General features: G+C 38.8%; 19 protein-coding genes and 1 pseudogene. 10 read left to right on the top strand and 10 right to left on the bottom strand.

Features of this window, described 5'->3' with window-relative positions; all coding sequences use genetic code 11:
* Positions 1-107: 107 nt before the first annotated feature.
* From N8O43_RS02625 to N8O43_RS02620, 3 genes are read right to left on the bottom strand one after another with little or no spacing between them, the layout of a single operon-like run.
* Positions 108-818, bottom strand: a complete 711-nt coding sequence (locus N8O43_RS02625; RefSeq protein ID WP_261089338.1) for a nicotinamide mononucleotide transporter — start codon at positions 816-818, stop codon at positions 108-110.
* Positions 775-957 (bottom strand): hypothetical protein, encoded by a 183-nt coding sequence (locus tag N8O43_RS09670; RefSeq protein WP_314726005.1) that lies wholly within the window; start codon positions 955-957, stop codon positions 775-777. Before N8O43_RS09670 ends, N8O43_RS02625 begins: the two co-directional genes overlap by 44 nt.
* Complete coding sequence (locus N8O43_RS02620) at positions 938-1,588, bottom strand: metal-dependent transcriptional regulator (RefSeq protein ID WP_261089337.1); 651 nt, start codon at positions 1,586-1,588, stop codon at positions 938-940. Before N8O43_RS02620 ends, N8O43_RS09670 begins: the two co-directional genes overlap by 20 nt.
* A 111-nt stretch (positions 1,589-1,699) precedes the next feature.
* Here N8O43_RS02620 and N8O43_RS02615 point away from each other — a divergent pair, with 111 nt between their 5' ends.
* The 3 genes from N8O43_RS02615 to N8O43_RS02605 all read left to right on the top strand — a co-directional run bounded on the left by N8O43_RS02615 (position 1,700) and on the right by N8O43_RS02605 (position 4,143).
* The gene (locus N8O43_RS02615; RefSeq protein ID WP_261089336.1) at positions 1,700-2,542 is read left to right on the top strand and encodes a metallophosphoesterase family protein; all 843 of its coding nucleotides are present in this window, start codon (positions 1,700-1,702) and stop codon (positions 2,540-2,542) included.
* A 75-nt stretch (positions 2,543-2,617) separates the two neighbouring features.
* The gene (locus tag N8O43_RS02610; RefSeq protein WP_261089335.1) at positions 2,618-3,055 is read left to right on the top strand and encodes an Rrf2 family transcriptional regulator; all 438 of its coding nucleotides are present in this window, start codon (positions 2,618-2,620) and stop codon (positions 3,053-3,055) included.
* A 68-nt stretch (positions 3,056-3,123) separates the two neighbouring features.
* Complete coding sequence (locus N8O43_RS02605; protein WP_261089333.1) at positions 3,124-4,143, top strand: YdcF family protein; 1,020 nt, start codon at positions 3,124-3,126, stop codon at positions 4,141-4,143.
* An 88-nt stretch (positions 4,144-4,231) separates the two neighbouring features.
* On the opposite strand, the gene N8O43_RS02600 is transcribed toward N8O43_RS02605, so the two are convergent.
* The 3 genes from N8O43_RS02600 to N8O43_RS02590 form a co-directional block, all read right to left on the bottom strand.
* Positions 4,232-5,305 carry a DUF2974 domain-containing protein gene (locus tag N8O43_RS02600; protein WP_261089331.1) on the bottom strand — a complete coding sequence of 358 codons (1,074 nt, stop codon included), beginning with the start codon at positions 5,303-5,305 and terminating at the stop codon, positions 4,232-4,234.
* 123 nt (positions 5,306-5,428) lie between these two features.
* Complete coding sequence (locus N8O43_RS02595) at positions 5,429-6,205, bottom strand: ferredoxin reductase domain-containing protein (protein WP_033686828.1); 777 nt, start codon at positions 6,203-6,205, stop codon at positions 5,429-5,431.
* An 89-nt stretch (positions 6,206-6,294) separates the two neighbouring features.
* Entirely contained in the window at positions 6,295-6,864 is a 570-nt protein-coding gene (locus N8O43_RS02590; protein ID WP_261089461.1) for a TetR/AcrR family transcriptional regulator, read from the bottom strand.
* A gap of 408 nt (positions 6,865-7,272) precedes the next feature.
* Here N8O43_RS02590 and N8O43_RS02585 point away from each other — a divergent pair, with 408 nt between their 5' ends.
* The 3 genes from N8O43_RS02585 (at position 7,273) to N8O43_RS02575 (ending at position 11,227) form a co-directional block, all read left to right on the top strand.
* Positions 7,273-7,950, top strand: a complete 678-nt coding sequence (locus N8O43_RS02585) for a response regulator transcription factor (RefSeq protein WP_261089328.1) — start codon at positions 7,273-7,275, stop codon at positions 7,948-7,950.
* A complete protein-coding gene (locus N8O43_RS02580; RefSeq protein WP_261089326.1) occupies positions 7,943-8,917 on the top strand; it encodes a sensor histidine kinase in 975 nt (324 codons plus the stop codon). Before N8O43_RS02585 ends, N8O43_RS02580 begins: the two co-directional genes overlap by 8 nt.
* Before the next feature lie 798 nt (positions 8,918-9,715).
* A complete protein-coding gene (locus tag N8O43_RS02575; RefSeq protein WP_004242726.1) occupies positions 9,716-11,227 on the top strand; it encodes an ATP-binding cassette domain-containing protein in 1,512 nt (503 codons plus the stop codon).
* A gap of 61 nt (positions 11,228-11,288) precedes the next feature.
* Here the strand turns inward: N8O43_RS02575 and N8O43_RS02570 are convergent.
* Positions 11,289-12,637, bottom strand: a protein-coding gene (locus tag N8O43_RS02570) for an IS3 family transposase (RefSeq protein ID WP_261089325.1) whose coding sequence is annotated in 2 segments (ribosomal slippage) — positions 11,289-12,196 and positions 12,196-12,637 — 1,350 coding nt in all. Because the reading frame shifts where the segments join, the coding sequence is not laid out codon by codon here.
* Between the two features lie 319 nt (positions 12,638-12,956).
* On the opposite strand from N8O43_RS02570, the gene N8O43_RS02565 reads away from it, so the two are divergent.
* Positions 12,957-14,006, top strand: coding sequence for a DUF389 domain-containing protein (locus N8O43_RS02565; protein WP_261089324.1), 1,050 nt, complete (start codon positions 12,957-12,959; stop codon positions 14,004-14,006).
* 243 nt (positions 14,007-14,249) lie between these two features.
* Here N8O43_RS02565 and thrS read toward each other — a convergent pair whose 3' ends face one another.
* The 3 genes and pseudogenes from thrS to N8O43_RS02555 form a co-directional block, all read right to left on the bottom strand.
* Positions 14,250-16,193 (bottom strand): threonine--tRNA ligase, encoded by a 1,944-nt coding sequence (thrS, locus tag N8O43_RS02560; RefSeq protein ID WP_261089323.1) that lies wholly within the window; start codon positions 16,191-16,193, stop codon positions 14,250-14,252.
* 40 nt (positions 16,194-16,233) lie between these two features.
* Positions 16,234-16,442 (bottom strand): annotated as a pseudogene (locus tag N8O43_RS09665) (hypothetical protein).
* Positions 16,443-16,515: 73 nt separating this feature from the next.
* Positions 16,516-16,890, bottom strand: a complete 375-nt coding sequence (locus tag N8O43_RS02555) for a hypothetical protein (RefSeq protein ID WP_261089322.1) — start codon at positions 16,888-16,890, stop codon at positions 16,516-16,518.
* A gap of 204 nt (positions 16,891-17,094) precedes the next feature.
* Here N8O43_RS02555 and rpsO point away from each other — a divergent pair, with 204 nt between their 5' ends.
* The 3 genes from rpsO (at position 17,095) to N8O43_RS02540 (ending at position 20,045) form a co-directional block, all read left to right on the top strand.
* Positions 17,095-17,364, top strand: coding sequence for a 30S ribosomal protein S15 (rpsO, locus tag N8O43_RS02550; RefSeq protein ID WP_001018251.1), 270 nt, complete (start codon positions 17,095-17,097; stop codon positions 17,362-17,364).
* Positions 17,365-18,151: 787 nt separating this feature from the next.
* The gene (locus N8O43_RS02545; RefSeq protein ID WP_261089321.1) at positions 18,152-18,763 is read left to right on the top strand and encodes a CadD family cadmium resistance transporter; all 612 of its coding nucleotides are present in this window, start codon (positions 18,152-18,154) and stop codon (positions 18,761-18,763) included.
* 235 nt (positions 18,764-18,998) lie between these two features.
* Entirely contained in the window at positions 18,999-20,045 is a 1,047-nt protein-coding gene (locus tag N8O43_RS02540) for a FecCD family ABC transporter permease (protein ID WP_261089320.1), read from the top strand.

Here is a 20,045-nt window from a genome sequence, read left to right as displayed (position 1 = left end):
CTCTTTTATCTAGCTTCATTTTACTCCAAACGAATAGGAGATTCAACTAAAATGATAAAAAATTTTAGTAAGGAGATTCTATTCGATTTCTTTATTTGAGTTTCCTCTTATTGTTTTACTTCTTCATCATTCCATACAAATAAAGCTCCGATTGCATTGAGGATATAAAAGATGTATTTTCCGATATTGGCAAAGTTTCCTTGAATGCCAGCCTTTGTCAGCTGAACGAAATTGTAAATCAACCAAAAGCCCCACTGAGTTGTTAGTTTCAATGCGTTAAAAGCATTGGCAATGAGGGACAGTGCAAAGGCAATAGTTGTTACGTAGGCAAGGAGATTCATCTTTCCTCCATAGCCGATATAGTTGGTCACAAAGGCAAAGAGGAAGGCGATGATGGAAATGATGATGGCCGCCAATTTTAGATGTTTTTGGCTCATTTGGTTGGGTCTGCCTTCTTGCGAAGCTTCCCATTTCTTAATAGCAAAGGTATAAATGAGGAAGGTGACGGGATAGGTGATAATGGCCGCTTTATTTCCAAGGATATAATCAATAGCACCGGACAAAATGGTATTAACAATACCAAAGTAATTTCCCCACTTGCTTAATTTTCCGGTGAAACGAGTGGACAACATGGAAATCCCAACATTGGTTACGGAAATCAATCCAAAGGGAACAAGAGCTGTCCATGGGCCCCAGTCTACGAATTTGTCGAGACGGGAGTTGAGGTAACCAGATGCAATTGCAATCCCAACCACCAGAGCAACTCCAAATAGGTCAAACCATTTGGATGTAGCAAAAATTTTTAGTGATTTTTTCATAGGTTAAACTATCTTTCTTGTTTTTTACAAACATTCTACAACTAAATGAAAGTAAAATCAAATGATAGAAATAAAACCCTGAAAATAAAACTTTCAGGGTTGGTAGGGTACTTGAGAAATTAGTCGATTTTTTCGACATAGAGTTGTTTGGCAATGTCCATACTTACTTGTAAATCCTCGTTTTTACTGAGGATGGTGAAGGTATTGCTGAAGCCATCAAACTGCTGGACTTGGAGCGAATCACCGATGTGAAGTGAGTGCTTGTCCAGATAATTGAGAATGTCAAAACTATCATGCACTCGAGTCAGGCGGTAGGCGCCAGCTTCCTTGATATCAGCTAGTGGGAGATTATTGATTTCAACTAGGAGTTCTCCCTTGGCAGGAATGGTTCCTCCGTGGGGGCAGGTTTTAGGGAAACCTAGCAATTTTTCTAGTCTCTCCACGAATAGCTCAGAGACAGTATGTTCCAAGACCTCAGCTTCCTCATGAATCTGGTCACTCGTATAGTCTAAATGATGAACTAGAAAAACTTCAATCAAGCGGTGCTTACGGTAGAGCTCAGAGACCAATTTGAGGCCGAGGTCAGTCAGTAGATAGCCACATTCCTTGTCCTTGAGGATGAGGTTTTCGCTCTTCATCCGTTTAATCATTTCAGTTACAGCAGGGGGAGAGACTTGCATGCGGGCAGCAATTTCCTTGTTGGTAATTTTATGCAAATCTATGCCAATTTCATAAATACACTTTAGATAATCTTCTTTATTCGGGGTCATTCGTTTCCTCTTGTCTAATATCTTTATCTAGTATATCAAAAAAAGCTAGATTTCTCTAGCTGTGACTTTTTATGTTATACTTATTGCAAGAGAAAAAACGAGGAGATGGATATGACGAAAATAGCTCTTCTTTCAGATATTCATGGCAATACCACTGCTTTAGAGGCAGTTTTGGCAGATGCTCGGGAGCTAGGAGTGGATGAATACTGGCTTTTGGGAGACATTCTCATGCCAGGGACAGGGCGTAGAAGGATTTTGGACTTGTTGGCTCAACTACCGATTACGGCTAGAGTTTTGGGAAACTGGGAAGACAGTCTTTGGCATGGTGTCCGTAAGGAATTGGATAGTACTCGTCCCAGTCAACGCTATCTCTTGCGCCAGTGCCAGTATGTTTTAGAGGAAATTTCCATAGAAGAAATTGAACTGCTCCACAGTCAACCACTCCGGATTCATCGTCAGTTTGGGACTTTGACGGTAGGAATTAGCCACCATCTTCCTGATAAGAACTGGGGGAGAGAGTTGATTCATACTGGAGCGCAAGAGGATTTTGACCGCTTGGTGACCAATCCGCCTTGTGATATTGCTGTTTATGGTCATATTCACCAGCAGTTGCTTCGTTACGGGACTGGTGGGCAATTGATTGTCAATCCGGGTTCAATTGGCCAGCCTTTCTTTCTAGATGCCCAGTTGCGGAAGGACTTGCGTGCCCAGTATATGATTTTGGAGTTTGATGACAAGGGCCTGGTAGATATGGACTTCCGACGGGTAGACTACGATGTGGCAGCTGAATTGCAGTTGGCTAAAGATCTTAAACTTCCCTATTTTGAGGTTTATTATGAAAGTCTGGTCAATGGTATCCACCATACTCATCATCAGGAATTTTTGAGAGAACTGGCCCAGAAAGAGGGCTATGATAGGGAATTAGATGCCTGGTTAAAAGGTGGTAATGATTGACATTACAACTAAAAAGGGTATAATAATAGAAAAAGAAGAGTAGAGGCAGGGTAGCCTCGTAAAAAGGAGAAGAGGATGCAAATTCCAAGTAGATTTACCATTGCGACTCATATGCTGATAATTATCGCTCTCAAGGGGCAGGAAAACAAGGTGACCAGTGATTTTCTGGCTGCTAGTGTCGGGGTCAATCCTGTTATTATCAGAAAGACCTTGTCCCAGTTGAAGAAGGCAGAGCTGATTTCAGTAGCGCGCGGAACGGGTGGAACAGAGATTGTTAAGGATCTCAAAGACATTAGTCTATTAGATGTTTATCAGGCGGTTGAGTGTCTTGGTAAGACAGGTCAACTCTTCAGTTTCCATGACAATCCGAATCCAAATTGTCCAGTTGGAGCCCATATTCATGATGTTTTGGATCAAAAATTGGAGAGAATCCAGCTGGCTATGGAGGCTGAACTTGGTCAGACCAGTCTAGAACAGGTCGTGGCCGATGCAGAGAGTCAGATGAAGGAGTGAGAGGGATAGATGCCCTCTTTTTCTCTATGTAAAATTGTGATAAAATAGAATCATTAAAGGAGGAAGAAATGTATCTCGTTATAGGAATTGTATTAGCCTTTATAGTGTCATTTTGGAAGGATAATAGAAGTTTGTGGAATCCAGTATTATTCTTATTATCCCTCATTTCCAGTTATTTTTATCTAGGCTACCTTTTTTATCAAAATGGGTATGAGAAGATTCATTTCGCTTTTTTTATATTTCCCTTTATTTTACTTCCTTTTTTGCTTTTTCTAAGTGGCATCTTTCTAATCTATAATGGCCTTATCCTGCTGAAGCGAGAGGGACGTTCAAAGGCTAATTATCTCTCCATGCTCCTTGGAATAGTCATTTTGCTATTTTTTGCCTTGATGTCATTTCGATTGGGTGATAGAAATGAATTATTTTACACCAATCACTTTCTAAACATTTTATTTGCATTTATTGCTTATTCTTACTTTATTTTTGGTTTTGCTTTTGTGGGTTTTATGTTGTACTCTATCTTGTATCTCTTTATTCCCAAGAAGAAGCATTATGATTTTATCATCATTCATGGTGCAGGTTTGTTAGAAGGAGAAAAGGTAACACCTTTGCTGAAGAGGAGAATTGATAAGGCAGTGGAAGCTTATCACAAGTCTAAGAATCCTCATATCAAAATCATTGCCAGTGGTGGTCAAGGAGGAGATGAGAAGATTTCTGAAGCGCAGGCCATTACAAACTATCTTCTTGAAGAGACAGATGTTCCCCAAGATGCGATTATTCTGGAAGATCAATCAAGGACTACCTACGAGAACCTTCTCTTTTCTAAGGAACTTGGTGAGGAACTGGTAGCCAAACCTCAATTCCTCTTTGTTACAAATGACTATCATGTTTTTCGTACCAGTACCTATGCGCGTAAGTTAAATATGAAGGGAGATGGCCTCGGATGTAGGACGGCAGGCTACTACATACCATCTGCTTTTATTCGGGAGTACGTAGCGCTCTGTGTCAAGATGAAATGGCTCTTCCTTGCCTTGTATGTTCTGCTGTTAGTTATCATTTTGTTAGCCTATAAAGGGGTTATTTGGTAGTTAGATTTTATTAAAAAAGACTTAGAATGCACATGAAAGTCTGTGTTCTAGGTCTTTTGTTTTATATACATTTGATTTTTGAAAGCTACTATCTATTTTTCCAGGCTTGGTAACGGGTATCAATTAATAACTGGGTGAGGCGTCCCATGGTTTCCCTTTCTTCTGGAGTGAGGGATTGCGCTTGAACAAAGAGATGATGAATGTGTTCGATAGCCTTGAAGGAAGACAGGTCATTGATAGAGGTGATACCAGAATCAAGAATAGTGCCAAAGAAGAGATCGAAGTAGAGCTGGAGTTCCTCGTCAGGGACTGTGGCCACCCATTCCTTGAAGGTTGTGTCGACTTGTTGACTATCACTGTTGATTTTATCCAGTTGGACGAAGTGTTTGTCCTCAATCTGCCAACTAAAGGTATCGTGTTGGGCGATACCACCTAAGGCAGTACTGTGCACGATGATTTGGTGGTTAGGGATTTCCATCATCATACCGATAATGGACCCTTGTGGGATAAAGACCTTGATTCTATCCATTATCCTTTGATATCCCTCAGTTTGTGTCAGTTCTTTATGGAGACCAGGCGCATCAAAGGTATAAACTGCTGTGATTTGATTTTGCAAGCTTTGCTCAATTTGACTAGCAGCATAGATGGCTAGATTTCCTCCCTTGGAATGCCCGGACAGAATGACCTTTTGCTTAGGATGGTGGGCAAAAAAGTTCTTTAAATAGCGGAGGGCGTGCTTTTGAGCAGGAATTTCCTTCATATAGGTCAGGTGGAAATCTTCCTTCCAGCCAATGATGCTGTCATCAGTCCCACGAAAGACAATCAGATAGGTATCGAGAGTGAGGCGGTAGGTCATAGCTGCAAATTGCTTTTGCAGCTCAGGGTCGATGTCGTTGACAAAATGGGAGAGTTTGCAATTTTTGAATCGTTTGTGTTGAGCTAGTTCATCTAATAGCTGGAGGCGATTTTTACTAGTCAACATGTTAGGCTCCCTTGGAACCTGAGGTGCCAGGTCTAAAAGTCGCTGAGGATTTGTGGAGACCAGATTATCAAAGGAGAGGTAGGTTGTTTCTGTTAAGGCTAAAACATCTAATTCATTCAAAGGTAGGTCGTAAAAGGAATCGTGTGCGACATCTTTCAGATAGCCAAAAATATTGGGCATAAGAACTCCTTTCTTTGTATTTATCTTATCACAATCACATAGAATTTACTAGTTGGTTTGTACGAGCTCTCTACATACCGACCTATAATGGTATGATTCAGACACATAGAAGACAGTTGGCTTTTATTTCAAACCTCTAAACATACTTGTTTGTATCTGTTTGTCGTCAATCCCATTCTCTTTTAAGAAATTTTTCATCTCATTTATATCATCAGGTTGGCCGGTTAAGAGATAAATAGCTTGGTTACCGTATTTCATAACCGCATTTTTTAAAAATGCTTGGCTTTGAGAAAAGGTTTCGCTAGTTTTATAAGTTAGATTCGGATTATTCTTACTAAGCTCTCTTAACTCATTATCAAAAATGTTTACTCCTTTGTCTAAATGATTAAGAATGATGGAGCGCTTACCAGCCCACTCTTTCACAACTGGACGTAGAGTAGAAATACCGACATCAGAGGCAAAACAAACCAGTGCTTGGTCATTGTCTTTAACAGATAAAGATGACTCCAGCCAACTCATCTCAATTTTACTACCAGCTGGTAAATGTGTTAAGGTTTCCTTAAACACGCTACCACTATTATGGGTTACAATAAGAATTTCATCCTCATCAGGAGTGGAAGCAAGGGTTAGCCATCGGCTAGCCTGATTCTCCTTTACTGGACTTTTGTCTAGACTAAACGAACTGTCAGGAAGCTTAAACTGAGCATAGGAGCCAGCTTTCCATATTTGATTTTTTGGTTTTGTGATGTGAACTAAATACAAATCTCCGCTGGGATTTTCAATGGATTTTATCGATAAAGTTTGACTTCGTCCAAGATAGGTAATGATTCCCCAAGATATAAAGCCGAGCACTCCAAGTGTAGTTAGAATAATTATGAACATTTTTTTCCCTCGTTTCATTTTTAACTCCTATAGTGTAGTAATTTTCTGTGAATGAATAATATTTTTTTTTCATTCAATAATTTCCAAAAAATAAAGAAAAGATTTCTTTATTTCAGTATTCCTTTAATGAAGTTGGTTGCTAGTATTTCTACAGTTTTGCTAATATCTGGAAAATCATTTTCTGTGATATGCATATCCATGTAGTAAAATAGGTTGTAAACTTGTACAATATCTTGAATTTTTTCTGGAGAATGGCCTTCAGCCTGCAAACGATGAGTAAAGGTTTTCACGAGAAATTGATGAAATGGATTCGTGACTTTCCCTTCTTCTGAGGAATAGTAGCTATGCAACTCATCTGCTATGGCAGGATTGTACCATTCTGCAAGGATTTTATTGGAAGAAACGAGTGCTCTGGATTGAGCAAAGAGTTGACTAATAAGATCAATCATATCAATTTCCCAATCCAGTTCTTCGATCATAGTTTGGCGAACACGGCTGTTTTCATCAATATAGATATCTAAAAAAATAGCTTCTTTACTTTCGTAATAGTTATAAAAAGATCCGACTGCCATATGAGCTTGTCTAGCAATTTCTGAAATTCCTGTCGCCTTGTATCCTTTTTTTGAAAAAACTTCATAAGCTGCGGATTTCAAAGTCTGTTTTTTGTCCAATTTGATTCACCTCTTTTCTGAATGAATATTAAATATTGTTCATTCATATCTTAACAAATCTTTTTCAGATTGTCAATCTGAAAGCTAGAACTTTTTACGGATACCACTCGATAAGGAGCGTTTCAATGTTAGAAGAGTATAGAGTGTCGTTTTAACTACACTCAAGGTTTGGAAGAATAGATATAAATTTTGGTTAAGGGGATGGATAAAAGAACTGAAATGAAGGTTGAAAAAATTAAAAATAAAAGGGTAGTGCTGGCACTATGTCTAAAAATAAGGTATGATATCAATGGGGTTATTCACTATCTGTTTTTGAGCTGTTGTGACAAGGAAATGTCAAAAAAGTATTAGATACTAAGCCCTCTATTTATACTAAAGGATTTAAGACTCCTAAAATTAGCAAAGGAGAATCAGATGCACAAGATTTTATTAGTAGAAGATGATCAGGTTATCCGTCAACAAGTTGGGAAAATGCTCTCTGAATGGGGATTTGAGGTAGTCATGGTAGAAGACTTCATGGAAGTTCTAACACTATTTGTTCAGTCTGAGCCTCATCTGGTTCTCATGGATATCGGCTTGCCTCTCTTTAATGGTTATCACTGGTGTCAGGAAATTCGCAAGATTTCTAAAGTTCCTATTATGTTTCTGTCTTCAAGAGACCAGGCTATGGACATCGTGATGGCTATTAATATGGGAGCAGACGATTTTGTGACCAAGCCTTTTGACCAGCAGGTCCTTTTAGCTAAGGTACAAGGATTATTGCGTCGTTCCTATGAGTTTGGACGGGATGAAAGTCTCCTTGAGTATGCTGGAGTTATTCTCAATACCAAGTCTATGGATGTGCATGTCAATGGCAAAGCTATCAGCCTAACCAAGAATGAATTTCAGATTTTACGAGTTTTATTTGAGCATGCAGGTAATATTGTGGCACGTGACGACCTGATGCGGGAGCTCTGGAATAGTGACTTTTTTATCGATGATAATACCCTCTCAGTTAATGTGGCTCGTTTGCGTAAAAAGTTGGAAGAGCAGGGCTTGGTAGGATTTATCGAGACCAAGAAAGGGATAGGGTACGGACTGAAGCATGCTTGATTGGAAACAATTTTTTCTAGCCTATCTGCGTTCCCGTAGTCGTCTGTTTGTCTATCTGATTTCTTTGACGTCTCTGCTCTTACTCTTTCAGTTTTTATTTGCCAGTTTGGGAATTTACTTTCTCTACTTTTTCCTGCTATGTTGCTTTGTAACCATCTTATTTTTCACTTGGGACATATTGGTAGAAATGCAGGTATATCGTCAGGAAATTCTCTATGGGGAGAGGGAAGCCAAGTCTCCTTTGGAAAGAGTTTTGGCTGAGAAATTAGAAGCGCGTGAGATGGAACTCTATCAGCAAAGGTCAGATGCAGAAAGAAAACTGACGGATTTGCTGGATTACTATACCTTGTGGGTCCATCAGATTAAGACCCCTATTGCAGCTAGTCAACTCTTAGTGGCAGAAGTAGCTGACCGCCAACTGAAGCAGCAATTAGAACAGGAAATTTTCAAGATAGACTCCTATACCAACCTAGTCTTACAGTACCTGCGTTTAGAAAGTTTCCATGATGATTTGGTCTTAAAGCAGGTTCAAATCGAGGACTTGGTTAAGGAGATAATTCGTAAATATGCTCTTTTCTTTATTCAAAAAGGACTAAATGTCAATCTACATGACCTTGATAAAGAAATCGTGACGGATAAAAAGTGGCTACTAGTGGTCATTGAACAAATCATCTCAAACAGTCTCAAGTACACCAAGGAAGGTGGTCTGGAGATTTATATGGAAGGGCAAGAGCTCTGTATCAAAGATACAGGAATCGGAATAAAAAATAGTGATGTCCTCCGAGTCTTTGAACGTGGATTTTCAGGATATAATGGCCGCCTAACCCAGCAGTCATCTGGACTTGGACTTTACCTATCTAAGAAAATTTCTGAAGAACTGGGGCACCAGATTCGTATCGAGTCTGAGGTAGGTACAGGAACGACAGTGCGGATTCAGTTTGCTCAAGTGAACCTAGTCCTTGAGTGAGCAGAGACAATGAGTTTTTACCCAATCTCTTTTTGCTATATTTCAGGATATTTGAAGACAGTTTTTTACAAAACCAATAATAGAATTTTTAATACGGAATATAGTATAAATACTGGTTCAAAGTGAAGTTTTGTATGCTTTATACTTTTGTTGAGTATAAAATCTATAAACTAAGGGTGAATTACAAAAATTAATTTGAGATGAAGTGAATTGTAGACTTGGGAAATGTCTCCTATTCGATTTCAGAATGAATCGTTGATACAGGATTAAAAGAACTGCAGCTTTCTTTTTATTTTTAATGAGATAGGTGTATATAGATTTGTGTAACTGGTGTAGAACTGTTTCCAAGAATTTATTGAATGTATCGAATACACACATTCTATTGATTTTGAACTAGTTTTTAATTTCTAAGTGTTATAATAGTCTTATCAAGTAAAAGGAGACTGCTATGATTGGAGACAATATAAAATTCTTACGAAAATCATATAATCTGATATAACCAGAATTTTCACGGATTGTGGGTGTGTCACGAAATAGCCTAAATCGTTAGAAAAACTGAAAAAGCTTACTTTCAATAGAAGTATTGGAAATATTCATTTTACATCTATCAAAGAAACATGGGATAGACCTATATTTTACAAAATAGCAAATTATATTTTGAATGATAGTAAAAACTGCAGTACTTGTGTGATTTACAATTATTGCACTCAATGTCCGAGTATCGGACTATCTGAAATAGGGAATAGTAGAGATTGTTCTGCGATATGTAAAAAAACGCATTAGCAAGGAGTATCGTATATGCTACCATATCTTAAAACTATTAGATGGTATCTCTTTTTTAATTTTCTTTTTGGTGTAGTATCGAATATCTGCACAGCTTTGTTACCGTATTTCACGCAGGCATTAATCAAAGGGGATTATCAAGTAGCTCTATATGGTTACTCTATGTCAGTGGCTGGCTATTTGAGTTGTAACTATATCCAAATGATACTTGATTGGAAGCAGGGGATTATCTTTTCGACTACTTTGAAAAATGAGTGGTTTCGTTCACTTCTGGGACTCAGTCACCACGATTTCAAGCAGAAAACAGTAGCAGAGTATATTTCCTATCAATCTAATGACCTAGATTCGTTGGAAAAGGATTACCTTCCTCCATTGATGAGTTTTATCAAACAAATTTTACGTATCATCATTTACGCTTTCATTATTAGCAGAACAATTAATCCTATTGTATCACTGATTTTAATCTTTTCTACTGGAATTAGTATTCAAATTCCTAAAATCGTTGGGAAGTTGACCGCTAATCGTAGACAGGTTTACTTGAAAAAACAAGGAGATTACTATCGAACTTTGGAGGATTTGCTCATGGGACATCATTTGGTAAATAAACTAACTATGTCGCATTTTTTGAATCAACAAAAGAGCTCTCTAAAGAATTTGCAGGATAAGTATTTTAAGTATGGTTTGACAAAAATTACAGGCATATTATTGACAGGTGTTTCTTTTGAATTCATTAGTCTTGTTCTGTTTATTTATTTAGCCTACTCTCTATCTCACCAGCAACTCGGTATTCCTGAGGTGGTGGCGAGTTTCGGATATATTAATGCTTTTTCTGAACCAATACAGGAAATCCTTTATGATTTACAAATGTTAGAGTCCGTAAAGCCTGTAATCAAGAGTTTTCAAAACATTGTTGGGAGACCCGTTTCAGTTCAAGCACCTCAACATTCTTTTGATACGATTACTTTGAAAAACATTTCCAAACAACTGGGAGAATCAAAATTGATAATTACTTCCGCTACGATTCAAAAAGGGGATAAAATTGCGCTTATTGGTAAGAATGGGTCTGGAAAAAGTAGTCTTCTCAACATTTTAAATGGAACAGATGAAGATTTTGAAGGACAAATTGTGCTAGATGGGCTTGTTTTGGACCATCTTTGGGGAAGATTCGGTATGATTCTGCAACAAGAACATACATTTATTTCGAGTTATGAAAATAATGTAACACTATTCAATAGTTTCAATGAAAAATTCAGAGAAGAAGATTTTGAAAAAATTCCACCACAATCCCTGTCAGGTGGTCAGCAACAACGAATGTATTTAAATCGTGAGAAAAATCGTAAAAATCCATTGCTTATCCTAGACGAACCTTTCTCTGCCTTGGATACTAATCAGTTTAAAATGGAATTGGAAAGAGTTCTGGAACTACCAAGTGCCGTCATTGTTACTTTACATCGCCAAAACGAATTATTAAGTAAGTTTGACCAAGTTTGGGAAATTAAGAATGGAGAACTTGTAATTTTGAAATAGCTAAATTATAAAGAATAAAACGCATAGTATTGTACTGACCCCAAAAAGTTAGACAATTAATTTATCCGAAGGATTTAGTTCTGTATTGCACAGGGCTAAGTCCTTTTAGTTTTACCTTAATTCGTTTATTGTTGTAGTAATCAATATAGTCTACAATGGCTTGTTCCAATTGCTTAAGCGACTGAAATGACTTCTCATAACCATAAAACATCTTCGATTTCAGAATGCCAAAGAAGGACTCCATCATACCATTGTCGGGGCTGTTACCTTTACGTGACATGGATGCTTGAACTCCCTTACTCTCTAGGAACCGATGATAAGAATCGTGTTGGTATTGCCAGCCTTGGTCACTATGGAGAATCGTATTCTCATAGTGCTTCTCTGTGAATGCCTGTTCCAACATTGTTCGTACTTGTTCTAAATTAGGCGAACAAGAAAGATTAAAAGCAATAATTTCGCTGTTAAAGCCATCTAAAACTGGTGATAAGTAAAGCTTTTGAGTACTTGCTGGAATGGCAAATTCTGTCACATCTGTGTAGCACTTTTCCATTATTTTAGAGCCTTCAAATTTACGTTGAATGAGATTCTCTGCCTTCTTGCCAACATCTCCTTTATGAGAAGAATATTTTCGTTTCTGTCGCATTTTAGCTTGTAAATTGAGTACTTTCATCAAGCGTTGAACTCTTTTATGATTTACCAGATAACCACGATTTCTTAGTTCTAAATGAATCCGACGATAACCATAATTTTCCTTGTGTTCGATAAAAATGGATTGAATTTCAGCTTTAAGCTCTTGGTCCTTATCTGGTTTATCTAGCTGTTTCAAGTGATAGTAGTAGGTCGAACGAGCTAATTTAATGGCTTTTAGAAGAATATCTAACGAAAAATCAGTCATTAATTCTTGAACAATTTCTGTCTTTCTTCTTTCTCTTTTTTCTCCTTCAATCGGAGTTCTCTCAACTTTTTTAGGATGGTATTCTCCGCTCTCAGGTACTCATTTTCTGCTTGAAGACGTTCTAATTCTGTCCTCTCTTCAGGTCTCGTTTTTGGCTTACGTCCCATTTTAGGTACTCTCCCTCTTGTTTTCTCAACAATAGTATACCCGTTTTTCTTGTATTGTGCTAGCCAATTAAGAAGTATCGTACGACTTGGGAGACCGTATTCAAGAGAAACTCTATCTTTAGTCCAGCCTTCATGTAAGACTTTATGAATCATTTCTTGTTTTAAATCAGGAGAATAGTAACGATTTTTTCCTTTTTTGACGAACTCTATTCCGTAACGATCAATCAATTTAATCATGTACCTAATATTAGAATTGTTTATCCCAAATTTATTTGAAAGCTTCTCTAAGCTATATCCTTGTTTTCTAAGTTCATAGATCTGAACTTTATCATCATAAGTTAATTTCATAATAAAAATACCCCAAAAGTTAGATTTTTTCTGTCTAACTTTTGGGGTGCAGTTCATATCAAGGTTCTTCTGATACCGTTTTTCCTTCTTCGGATAAGGAAACAAAAATTTCTTGCTTCCTCTATCTGTTCAATTGATAGATTTCGTCAGAGAAAGACTGTAAAATTTTTGATATAATGTTAAGGATGGACTGGCGGATACTTAGAGGATAATTTTCAAAAGTATAACAGGTGAGAAGAAAAATATGTAAGACTGGACAGAAGTCTCTCTACCATCATCCATGCAGAAACAAGATTATATGAAATAAAAGGAGTAACCAATGACCGGAAACTATTCAACACGTGAATACCGTGAGAAATTATATGATGATCTTCATGTTCGATTAAGAGATACAGTGATTTTGATGTGTGCGATTTTTATTGCCTCTATCGGCCTAAATATGAATTCAACGGCTGTCATTATTGGAGCCATGCTGATTTCCCCTCTTATGACACCGATTGTTGGACTGGGGTTTGGTTTAGCTATTTTTGATACGCGTTTAATCAAGCAATCTCTAGAGGTTTTATTTACTCAAGTATTGGTCAGCTTGCTTGTCTCAGCTCTGTATTTCTGGATTTCTCCTTTATCTTATGAAAGTAGCGAATTGATTGCACGAACCTCTCCAACCATTTGGGATGTTCTCATTGCTATTGCTGGTGGGATAGCAGGTTTCATTGGTTCAAGGAAAAAAGAAGCAAACAATATCGTACCAGGAGTAGCCATTGCAACAGCTCTGATGCCACCTATCTGCACTGCAGGTTACGGTTTAGCTAATGGAAATGTACGATTTTTATTTGGAGCTCTTTATCTTTTCTTGATCAACTGTGTCTTTATCATGCTAATCAACATTGTTGGAACAAGAATTATGATGAGAAAATCTCCCTTAAGTTCATTTAAAGAGCTAAACATTAAAATGAGAATTGGGTTGATATCCTTGATTGTATTATTGATTCTTCCGGCTAGTTATTCAGCAATTACTTTGACGATAGATCAAGCGCGAAAAGAAGGAATCAAACAGTTTGTAGGAAAAGAGTTCGCCAATCACACGGTTATTAATCAAGTCTACAAGTCAAGGAACAATGAATTGGTCTTGACGGTTGTTGGAGATCCGATTTCAGAAGAAGAATTAGAAACGCTCCACCAAAAACAAGCCTCTTACGGTATTCAATCTGTTCAATTGAAAGTCAATCAAGTCCATAATTCGACAAAATTAGACGGTGATACGACCAAGGAATTTTATGAAACCATTAACAAGTATATCGATCAAAAACTCTCTGAAAAGGATTCACAAAAAGATCTCGTAAAAGAAAATGAAGCAGACAAGGATTGAGGATACTGACTTTATCTAACTCATGAAAGTAAATCTTGTGTGGTGGTTTGATCAATCACTACTAGCTCGGATTAAATAATACTCTTCGAAAATCAAATTCAAACCACATCAGCGTCGCCTTACCGTACTCAAGTACAGCTTGCGGCTAGCTTCCTAGTTTGCTTTTTGATTTTCATTGAGTAAAAATATAAAAAGCAACAGCTGTTTCAGTTGTTGCTTTTTAGCTAGCTAGGATTTTATCTCTTATTTCTCAACGCGTGATTTGTTGGCGATATCAGCTAGGATAGCTTGAACAAAGTCATCAACTGAGACAGTTTGTGTTTCTTTTTGGCCATAGCGACGAACGTTGACTGTTCCGTCTTCCATTTCCTTATCCCCAACGATTAATTGGTAAGGAATCTTGCTTGTTTGTGAAGCACGGATCTTGAACTGCATTTTTTCATTGCGCTCATCTACATCTGCACGGACACCACGGTCACGGAGTTTTTTAGCTACTTCCCATGCGCAGTCCACGTGTTTTTCGTTAGATACTGGGATGAGAGTTACTTGGTGAGGTGCTAGCCATGTTGGGAAGGCACCCTTGTAGTTCTCAATCAAGATAGCTGTGAAGCGTTCCATAGTTGAGATAACTCCACGGTGGATCATAACTGGACGGTGCTCTTCACCATCAGCTCCGATATATTTAAGGTCGAAGCGTTCTGGAAGCAAGAAGTCAAGTTGGATAGTAGAAAGAGTTTCTTCTTTTCCAAGAGCGGTCTTAACTTGAATATCCAATTTTGGTCCGTAGAAGGCTGCTTCACCTTCGGCTTCAAAGTAGTCCACGCCCATTTCATCAAGGGCTGCACGAAGCATGGTTTGAGCATTTTCCCACATCTCATCGTTGTCAAAGTACTTGTGAGTATCTTGAGGGTCACGAAGAGAGAGGCGGAAGCGGTATTCAGTCAAGTTGAAATCTTCATAAACATCGATAATCAACTGAAGGGCACGCTGGAATTCTTCTTGGATTTGTTCTGGAGTCACAAAGAGGTGACCGTCGTTGAGTGACATTTCACGTACACGTTGAAGACCAGTGAGGGCACCAGATTTTTCATAACGGTGCATCATACCGATTTCAGCAATACGGATTGGCAACTCACGGTAAGAATGAACATGGTGTTTGAAGACTTGGATGTGGTGCGGGCAGTTCATTGGACGAAGGACGAATTCTTCCCCGTCACCCATGTCCATAGTTGGGAACATGTCTTCTTGGTAATGATCCCAGTGACCAGAAGTCTTGTAAAGCTCAACTGAAGCAAGTGGCGGAGTGTAGACGTGTTGGTAGCCTGAAGCCAACTCCTTATCAACGATATAGCGTTCCAACTCACGACGAATAGTCGCACCATTTGGCAACCAGAATGGAAGCCCTTGACCAACCTCTTGAGAAATCATGAAGAGGTCAAGCTCTTTACCAAGTTTGCGGTGGTCACGTTCCTTAGCTTCTTCACGCATTTGGAGGTAGTTTTTCAAGTCTTTCTTGTCGAACCAAGCTGTACCATAGATACGTTGCATCATAGCGTTGTCGCTATTTCCACGCCAGTAAGCACCCGCTACATGAAGAAGGTGGAAGATTTGGATGCGGCCTGTTGAAGGAACGTGTGGGCCACGGCAAAGGTCTACATATTCACCCTGACGGTAGATGGTCAAACCACCTTCGTCTTCTGAGTGTTCTTCAATCAATTCTAATTTGTAAGGGTCGTTCTTGAAGATTTCACGTGCCTCGTCTTTAGTAACTTCTTCACGGATTGATGGGAAGTTTTCTTTGACAATTTTTTGCATTTCTTCTTCGATACGAGGAAGGTCTTCGTTAGAGATTTGACCAGCTGTGTTGTCAGTATCGTAGTAGAAACCATCTTCGATGGCTGGACCAACTCCCAAGTGAATGTCTGGGAAAAGACGACGAGCTGCTTGGGCGAACAAGTGAGCAGCTGAGTGACGCAAGATTGGAAGGGCATCTTCGTGATCAGGTGTCACGATTTCGATGCTTCCATCTTCAGTGATAGCACGAGTAGTGTCGATGAGTTTGCCGTTGAATTTACCAGCCAAGGCTTTTTTAGCTAGGGAATTGCTGATAGATTGGGCAATTTCAAAAGTTGTAACGCCAGATTCGAATTCACGAACAGCGCCATCTGGGAAAGTAATGTTAATCATGATGTTCTCCTTACTTATATTATTGACGAATGTGTTAACCCTATTTGGAAAACAGGGACAGAGGACTGTGAAAGCTAGAAAAACAAAAAGCGACATCCTCAAAAGGACGTCGCAACGTGGTTCCACCTTCATTTATGTTCCTCAAAAAAGAGGGACACCTCTGATTGGCTCTAACGTGGCCACCGTTTTATGTTTTCATAAAAAACTCAAGAGTAGTATCAGTTTAGGCTCTCTATGCGTTTCCAGCAACCACGCACTCTCTAGTAGAAAGGGACTAAGTGACTTGTCTCTATGGATTATTATAGCATGATTGTGAGATTTTTCAAGGATTTTGTGAAAGTTTTTTGTTTTTCATTTTTTGTAGAATATGCTTGATACCAATACCGGAAGCCAGACCCATCAGAGCCAAGGTTTCATAGGCTAAAAAATAAAACCAGATAAATTCACCAAAGGTTATGATAGTAAAGCAAAAGAGCAGTCCGTTACCAATTAACCACCAAAGTGAGAAACGGACACGGTAGCTATAAAGTAGCGATATAATCAAGATTACCAGAGGTGTAAAGAAGAGAATATTATTTACGTAGAGACTCTTGAGCAAAAGGGGGTCAGAAATAATTTGTGATAACAACTGATAAAGTGGCCAATAAAAGAAAAATATGACCAGATAGTAGGGGAGATGGGAATAGAATCTACGCATGATAATCACCTCGTTTTAAAAAACAGACAACTTGGATTTCTTGCTATGATTATTATAGCATGTTTAAAACAAGAAAGTAAATCTGTTGACAAAGAAGTTAGTTATTGGTAGAATAGGGATTGTCGTAAAGACAAATAACTTCTTCTTGGTTACAGGCATGCCAACCTGTCACTCGGATGAAGCCAAATAAAAAGGAGAAACATCATGGCAATCTCAAAAGAGAAAAAAAATGAAATCATCGCACAATATGCACGTCACGAAGGTGATACAGGTTCAGTAGAGGTTCAAGTTGCTGTCCTTACTTGGGAAATCAACCACCTTAACGAACACATCAAACAACACAAAAAAGACCACGCTACTTACCGTGGATTGATGAAAAAAATCGGTCGCCGTCGTAACTTGCTTGCATACTTGCGTAAAAACGACGTTAACCGTTACCGTGAGTTGATCAACTCTCTAGGACTTCGTCGTTAATCTTGCGTCTAAACCGTTTCTATACTTCGTTGGCTTCGGCTCGATGTACCACTAGTACAACCTTCGCCTCGTCGCCTAGTCTATAAACGGTTTATCCAGCAAGACTGGAGCTCTCTGACTTCAGAGGGCTTTTTTATGTTATCAACTTACCTTGGTATACTCAAGTATTATCTTTGGTTACGGTTCCTAGCACTGTAAGGTAAAATAAACCAGATTCTCTCCCTTCGGGGAGATTTTTTTGTTTCACTGAAAGTTTCGTACATTCTTCTCCTCGCCGTCTAGTCTATAAACGTTTTATCCAGCAAGAATCATGATGCTAAGGGCGTAAGAAATCCGTATGAAAATAGGGAAACGACACCGTGTTCGATGAACACAAGGAGTTTCATCTTTTTCACTAGGATTTTAGCCCGGGCTCAAATCAGCTCTCTGATTTTCAGAGGGCTTTTTTATTGAGTTTTATCGGTCATAATTTTGGAGACTACAAAAAACTCAAATGGTATCAGCTAATTACACCATAAAGGTGCGTAGCTACTCGGCTTGAAAAGCCGAGTAGCTGTCTGCAAGCCCCTTCGGAGAGCCCACACTTTACGAAGTAAAGTATAGTATGTTATACTCTACATGGAAGTAGTCACTGAATTCCAGTTAGAAATTACTTTGTAACTACGTTTTGAGGAGGAGTAAAATGCTTTCCTATGTTCGACATTACCCACTAGCGATAGCTAAATTAATGTGTCTGTGCTCTCCTAAAATCTGCTGATTTATTACTGACCAATACAGGAGGTTTTTTATGGGACAGACAATCATATCTGCTATTGGTGTTTATATTTCCACCAGTATCGATTATTTAATTATTTTATTTATTTTATTTGCACAGCTATCACAGAATAAACAAAAATGGCATATTTATGCGGGGCAATATCTAGGCACAGGCTTACTTGTAGGGGCGAGTTTAGTTGCTGCTTATGTCGTTAATTTCGTGCCTGAAGAATGGATGGTTGGATTGCTTGGTTTAATCCCTATCTATTTAGGGATTCGCTTTGCAATTGTTGGAGAAGGTGAGGAAGAAGAGGAAGAAATTATTGAAAGATTAGAACAAAGCAAGGCAAATCAACTGTTTTGGACAGTTACATTGCTGACAATTGCGTCTGGCGGAGATAATTTAGGTATCTATATACCTTATTTTGCTTCGTTAGATTGGTCACAGACCCTCGTGGCGTTGCTTGTGTTTGTAATCGGCATAATTATCTTATGCGAGATTAGTCGGGTGTTATCCTCTATTCCGTTAATATTCGAGACAATTGAAAAATACGAGCGAATCATTGTGCCCTTAGTATTCATTCTACTTGGACTATACATCATGTATGAAAATGGCACGATAGAGACTTTGCTGACCGTGTAGATTTTTTTGTTTCACTAGGATTTTAGCCCGAGCTCAAATCAGCTCTCTGACTTCAGAGGGCTTTTTATGTTGTCACCTTACCTCGACATACTCAAGTATAATCTTCGGTTACGGTTCCTAGCACAATAAAACCAACTATATTCATTTGTTCTCATCTTGTTACGCAGTTGAAAATATGGTATACTTTTTCATGAGAATTTTCTAAATTTTTAAGATTCTATCAAAGGAGGTTTGCATGCTTTCCAAATTTTCTGGAAGCCGACAAGACCAGCAATTTGTGTTACTTTTAGTTATTTTGCTAGGTATTTTAGGGATTTCTCTCTTTCTAGCAGTTTCAATGGGATCTGTTGCGATTAATCTAGGAGATACCTATCGAATTATTTTGAGCAGGTTGGGATTTCCTCTTGAGATAGGAGAGGTCTCCAAGTCCACTCTTGCCATTGTATGGAACATGAGATTCCCCCGAGTATTGTTAGGTCTGATAGTAGGAGCAGGCCTTTCTATGTGTGGTAGTGTGATGCAGTCTACAGTGAACAATCCCATCGCTGAGCCCTATGTCTTAGGAATATCTGCGGGTGCAACTCTAGGAGCAACCTTGAGCATCATTCTTGGTTTAAAAGTGATGATTAGCCTTGGAGCTTTTCTTGGAGCTATTTTGGCAACCATCGCTGTCCTCATCATTGCCTCTATGCAGGGAAGGATGACGACTTCTAGTCTGATCTTATCAGGAACGGTGGTCAATGCTCTCTTTCTGGCATTTTCCAACTTTATTATCTCAGTTGGTGCTAATGCGGACAGTGTGATGACCATTAAGTTTTGGACCATGGGCTCGCTTGCCGGGACTACCTGGTCTGACTTAGTCCTGCCAACTATAGTAGTGGGAATGGCCTTTCTATTTTTCGCTACCCAGTATCGTGTTTTCAATGCGATGATGATGGGAGATGAGGCTGCTTTAACTTTGGGGATTCCCTTACGCTTTTATTGGTATCTTTATGTGACCTTGGTGGCTGTGCTGACAGCAGTCTTAGTGGCAACCTGTGGGATTATTGGATTTGTCGGTCTGATTACTCCACATTTAGCTCGAGGGTTAGTAGGAACGAATTACAAGAGGCTTTTTCCTGTTGCAACCTTGCTAGGTGCCCTCTTTGTCATCTGGGCAGACGTACTCTCTCGTATCATCATTCCAAACGCAGAGCTTCCTATTGGTATTTTCACAGCCTTAGTAGGTGCTCCCTTCTTTATCTACATTGTTGGAGGTAGGCGAAGGGAGGTGAGGGTCTGA

The organism is Streptococcus mitis (genome assembly GCF_946190335.1).
GTDB classification, from domain to species: Bacteria; Bacillota; Bacilli; order Lactobacillales; family Streptococcaceae; genus Streptococcus; species Streptococcus mitis_CH.
This window is presented reverse-complemented; position numbering and strand designations above follow the sequence as displayed.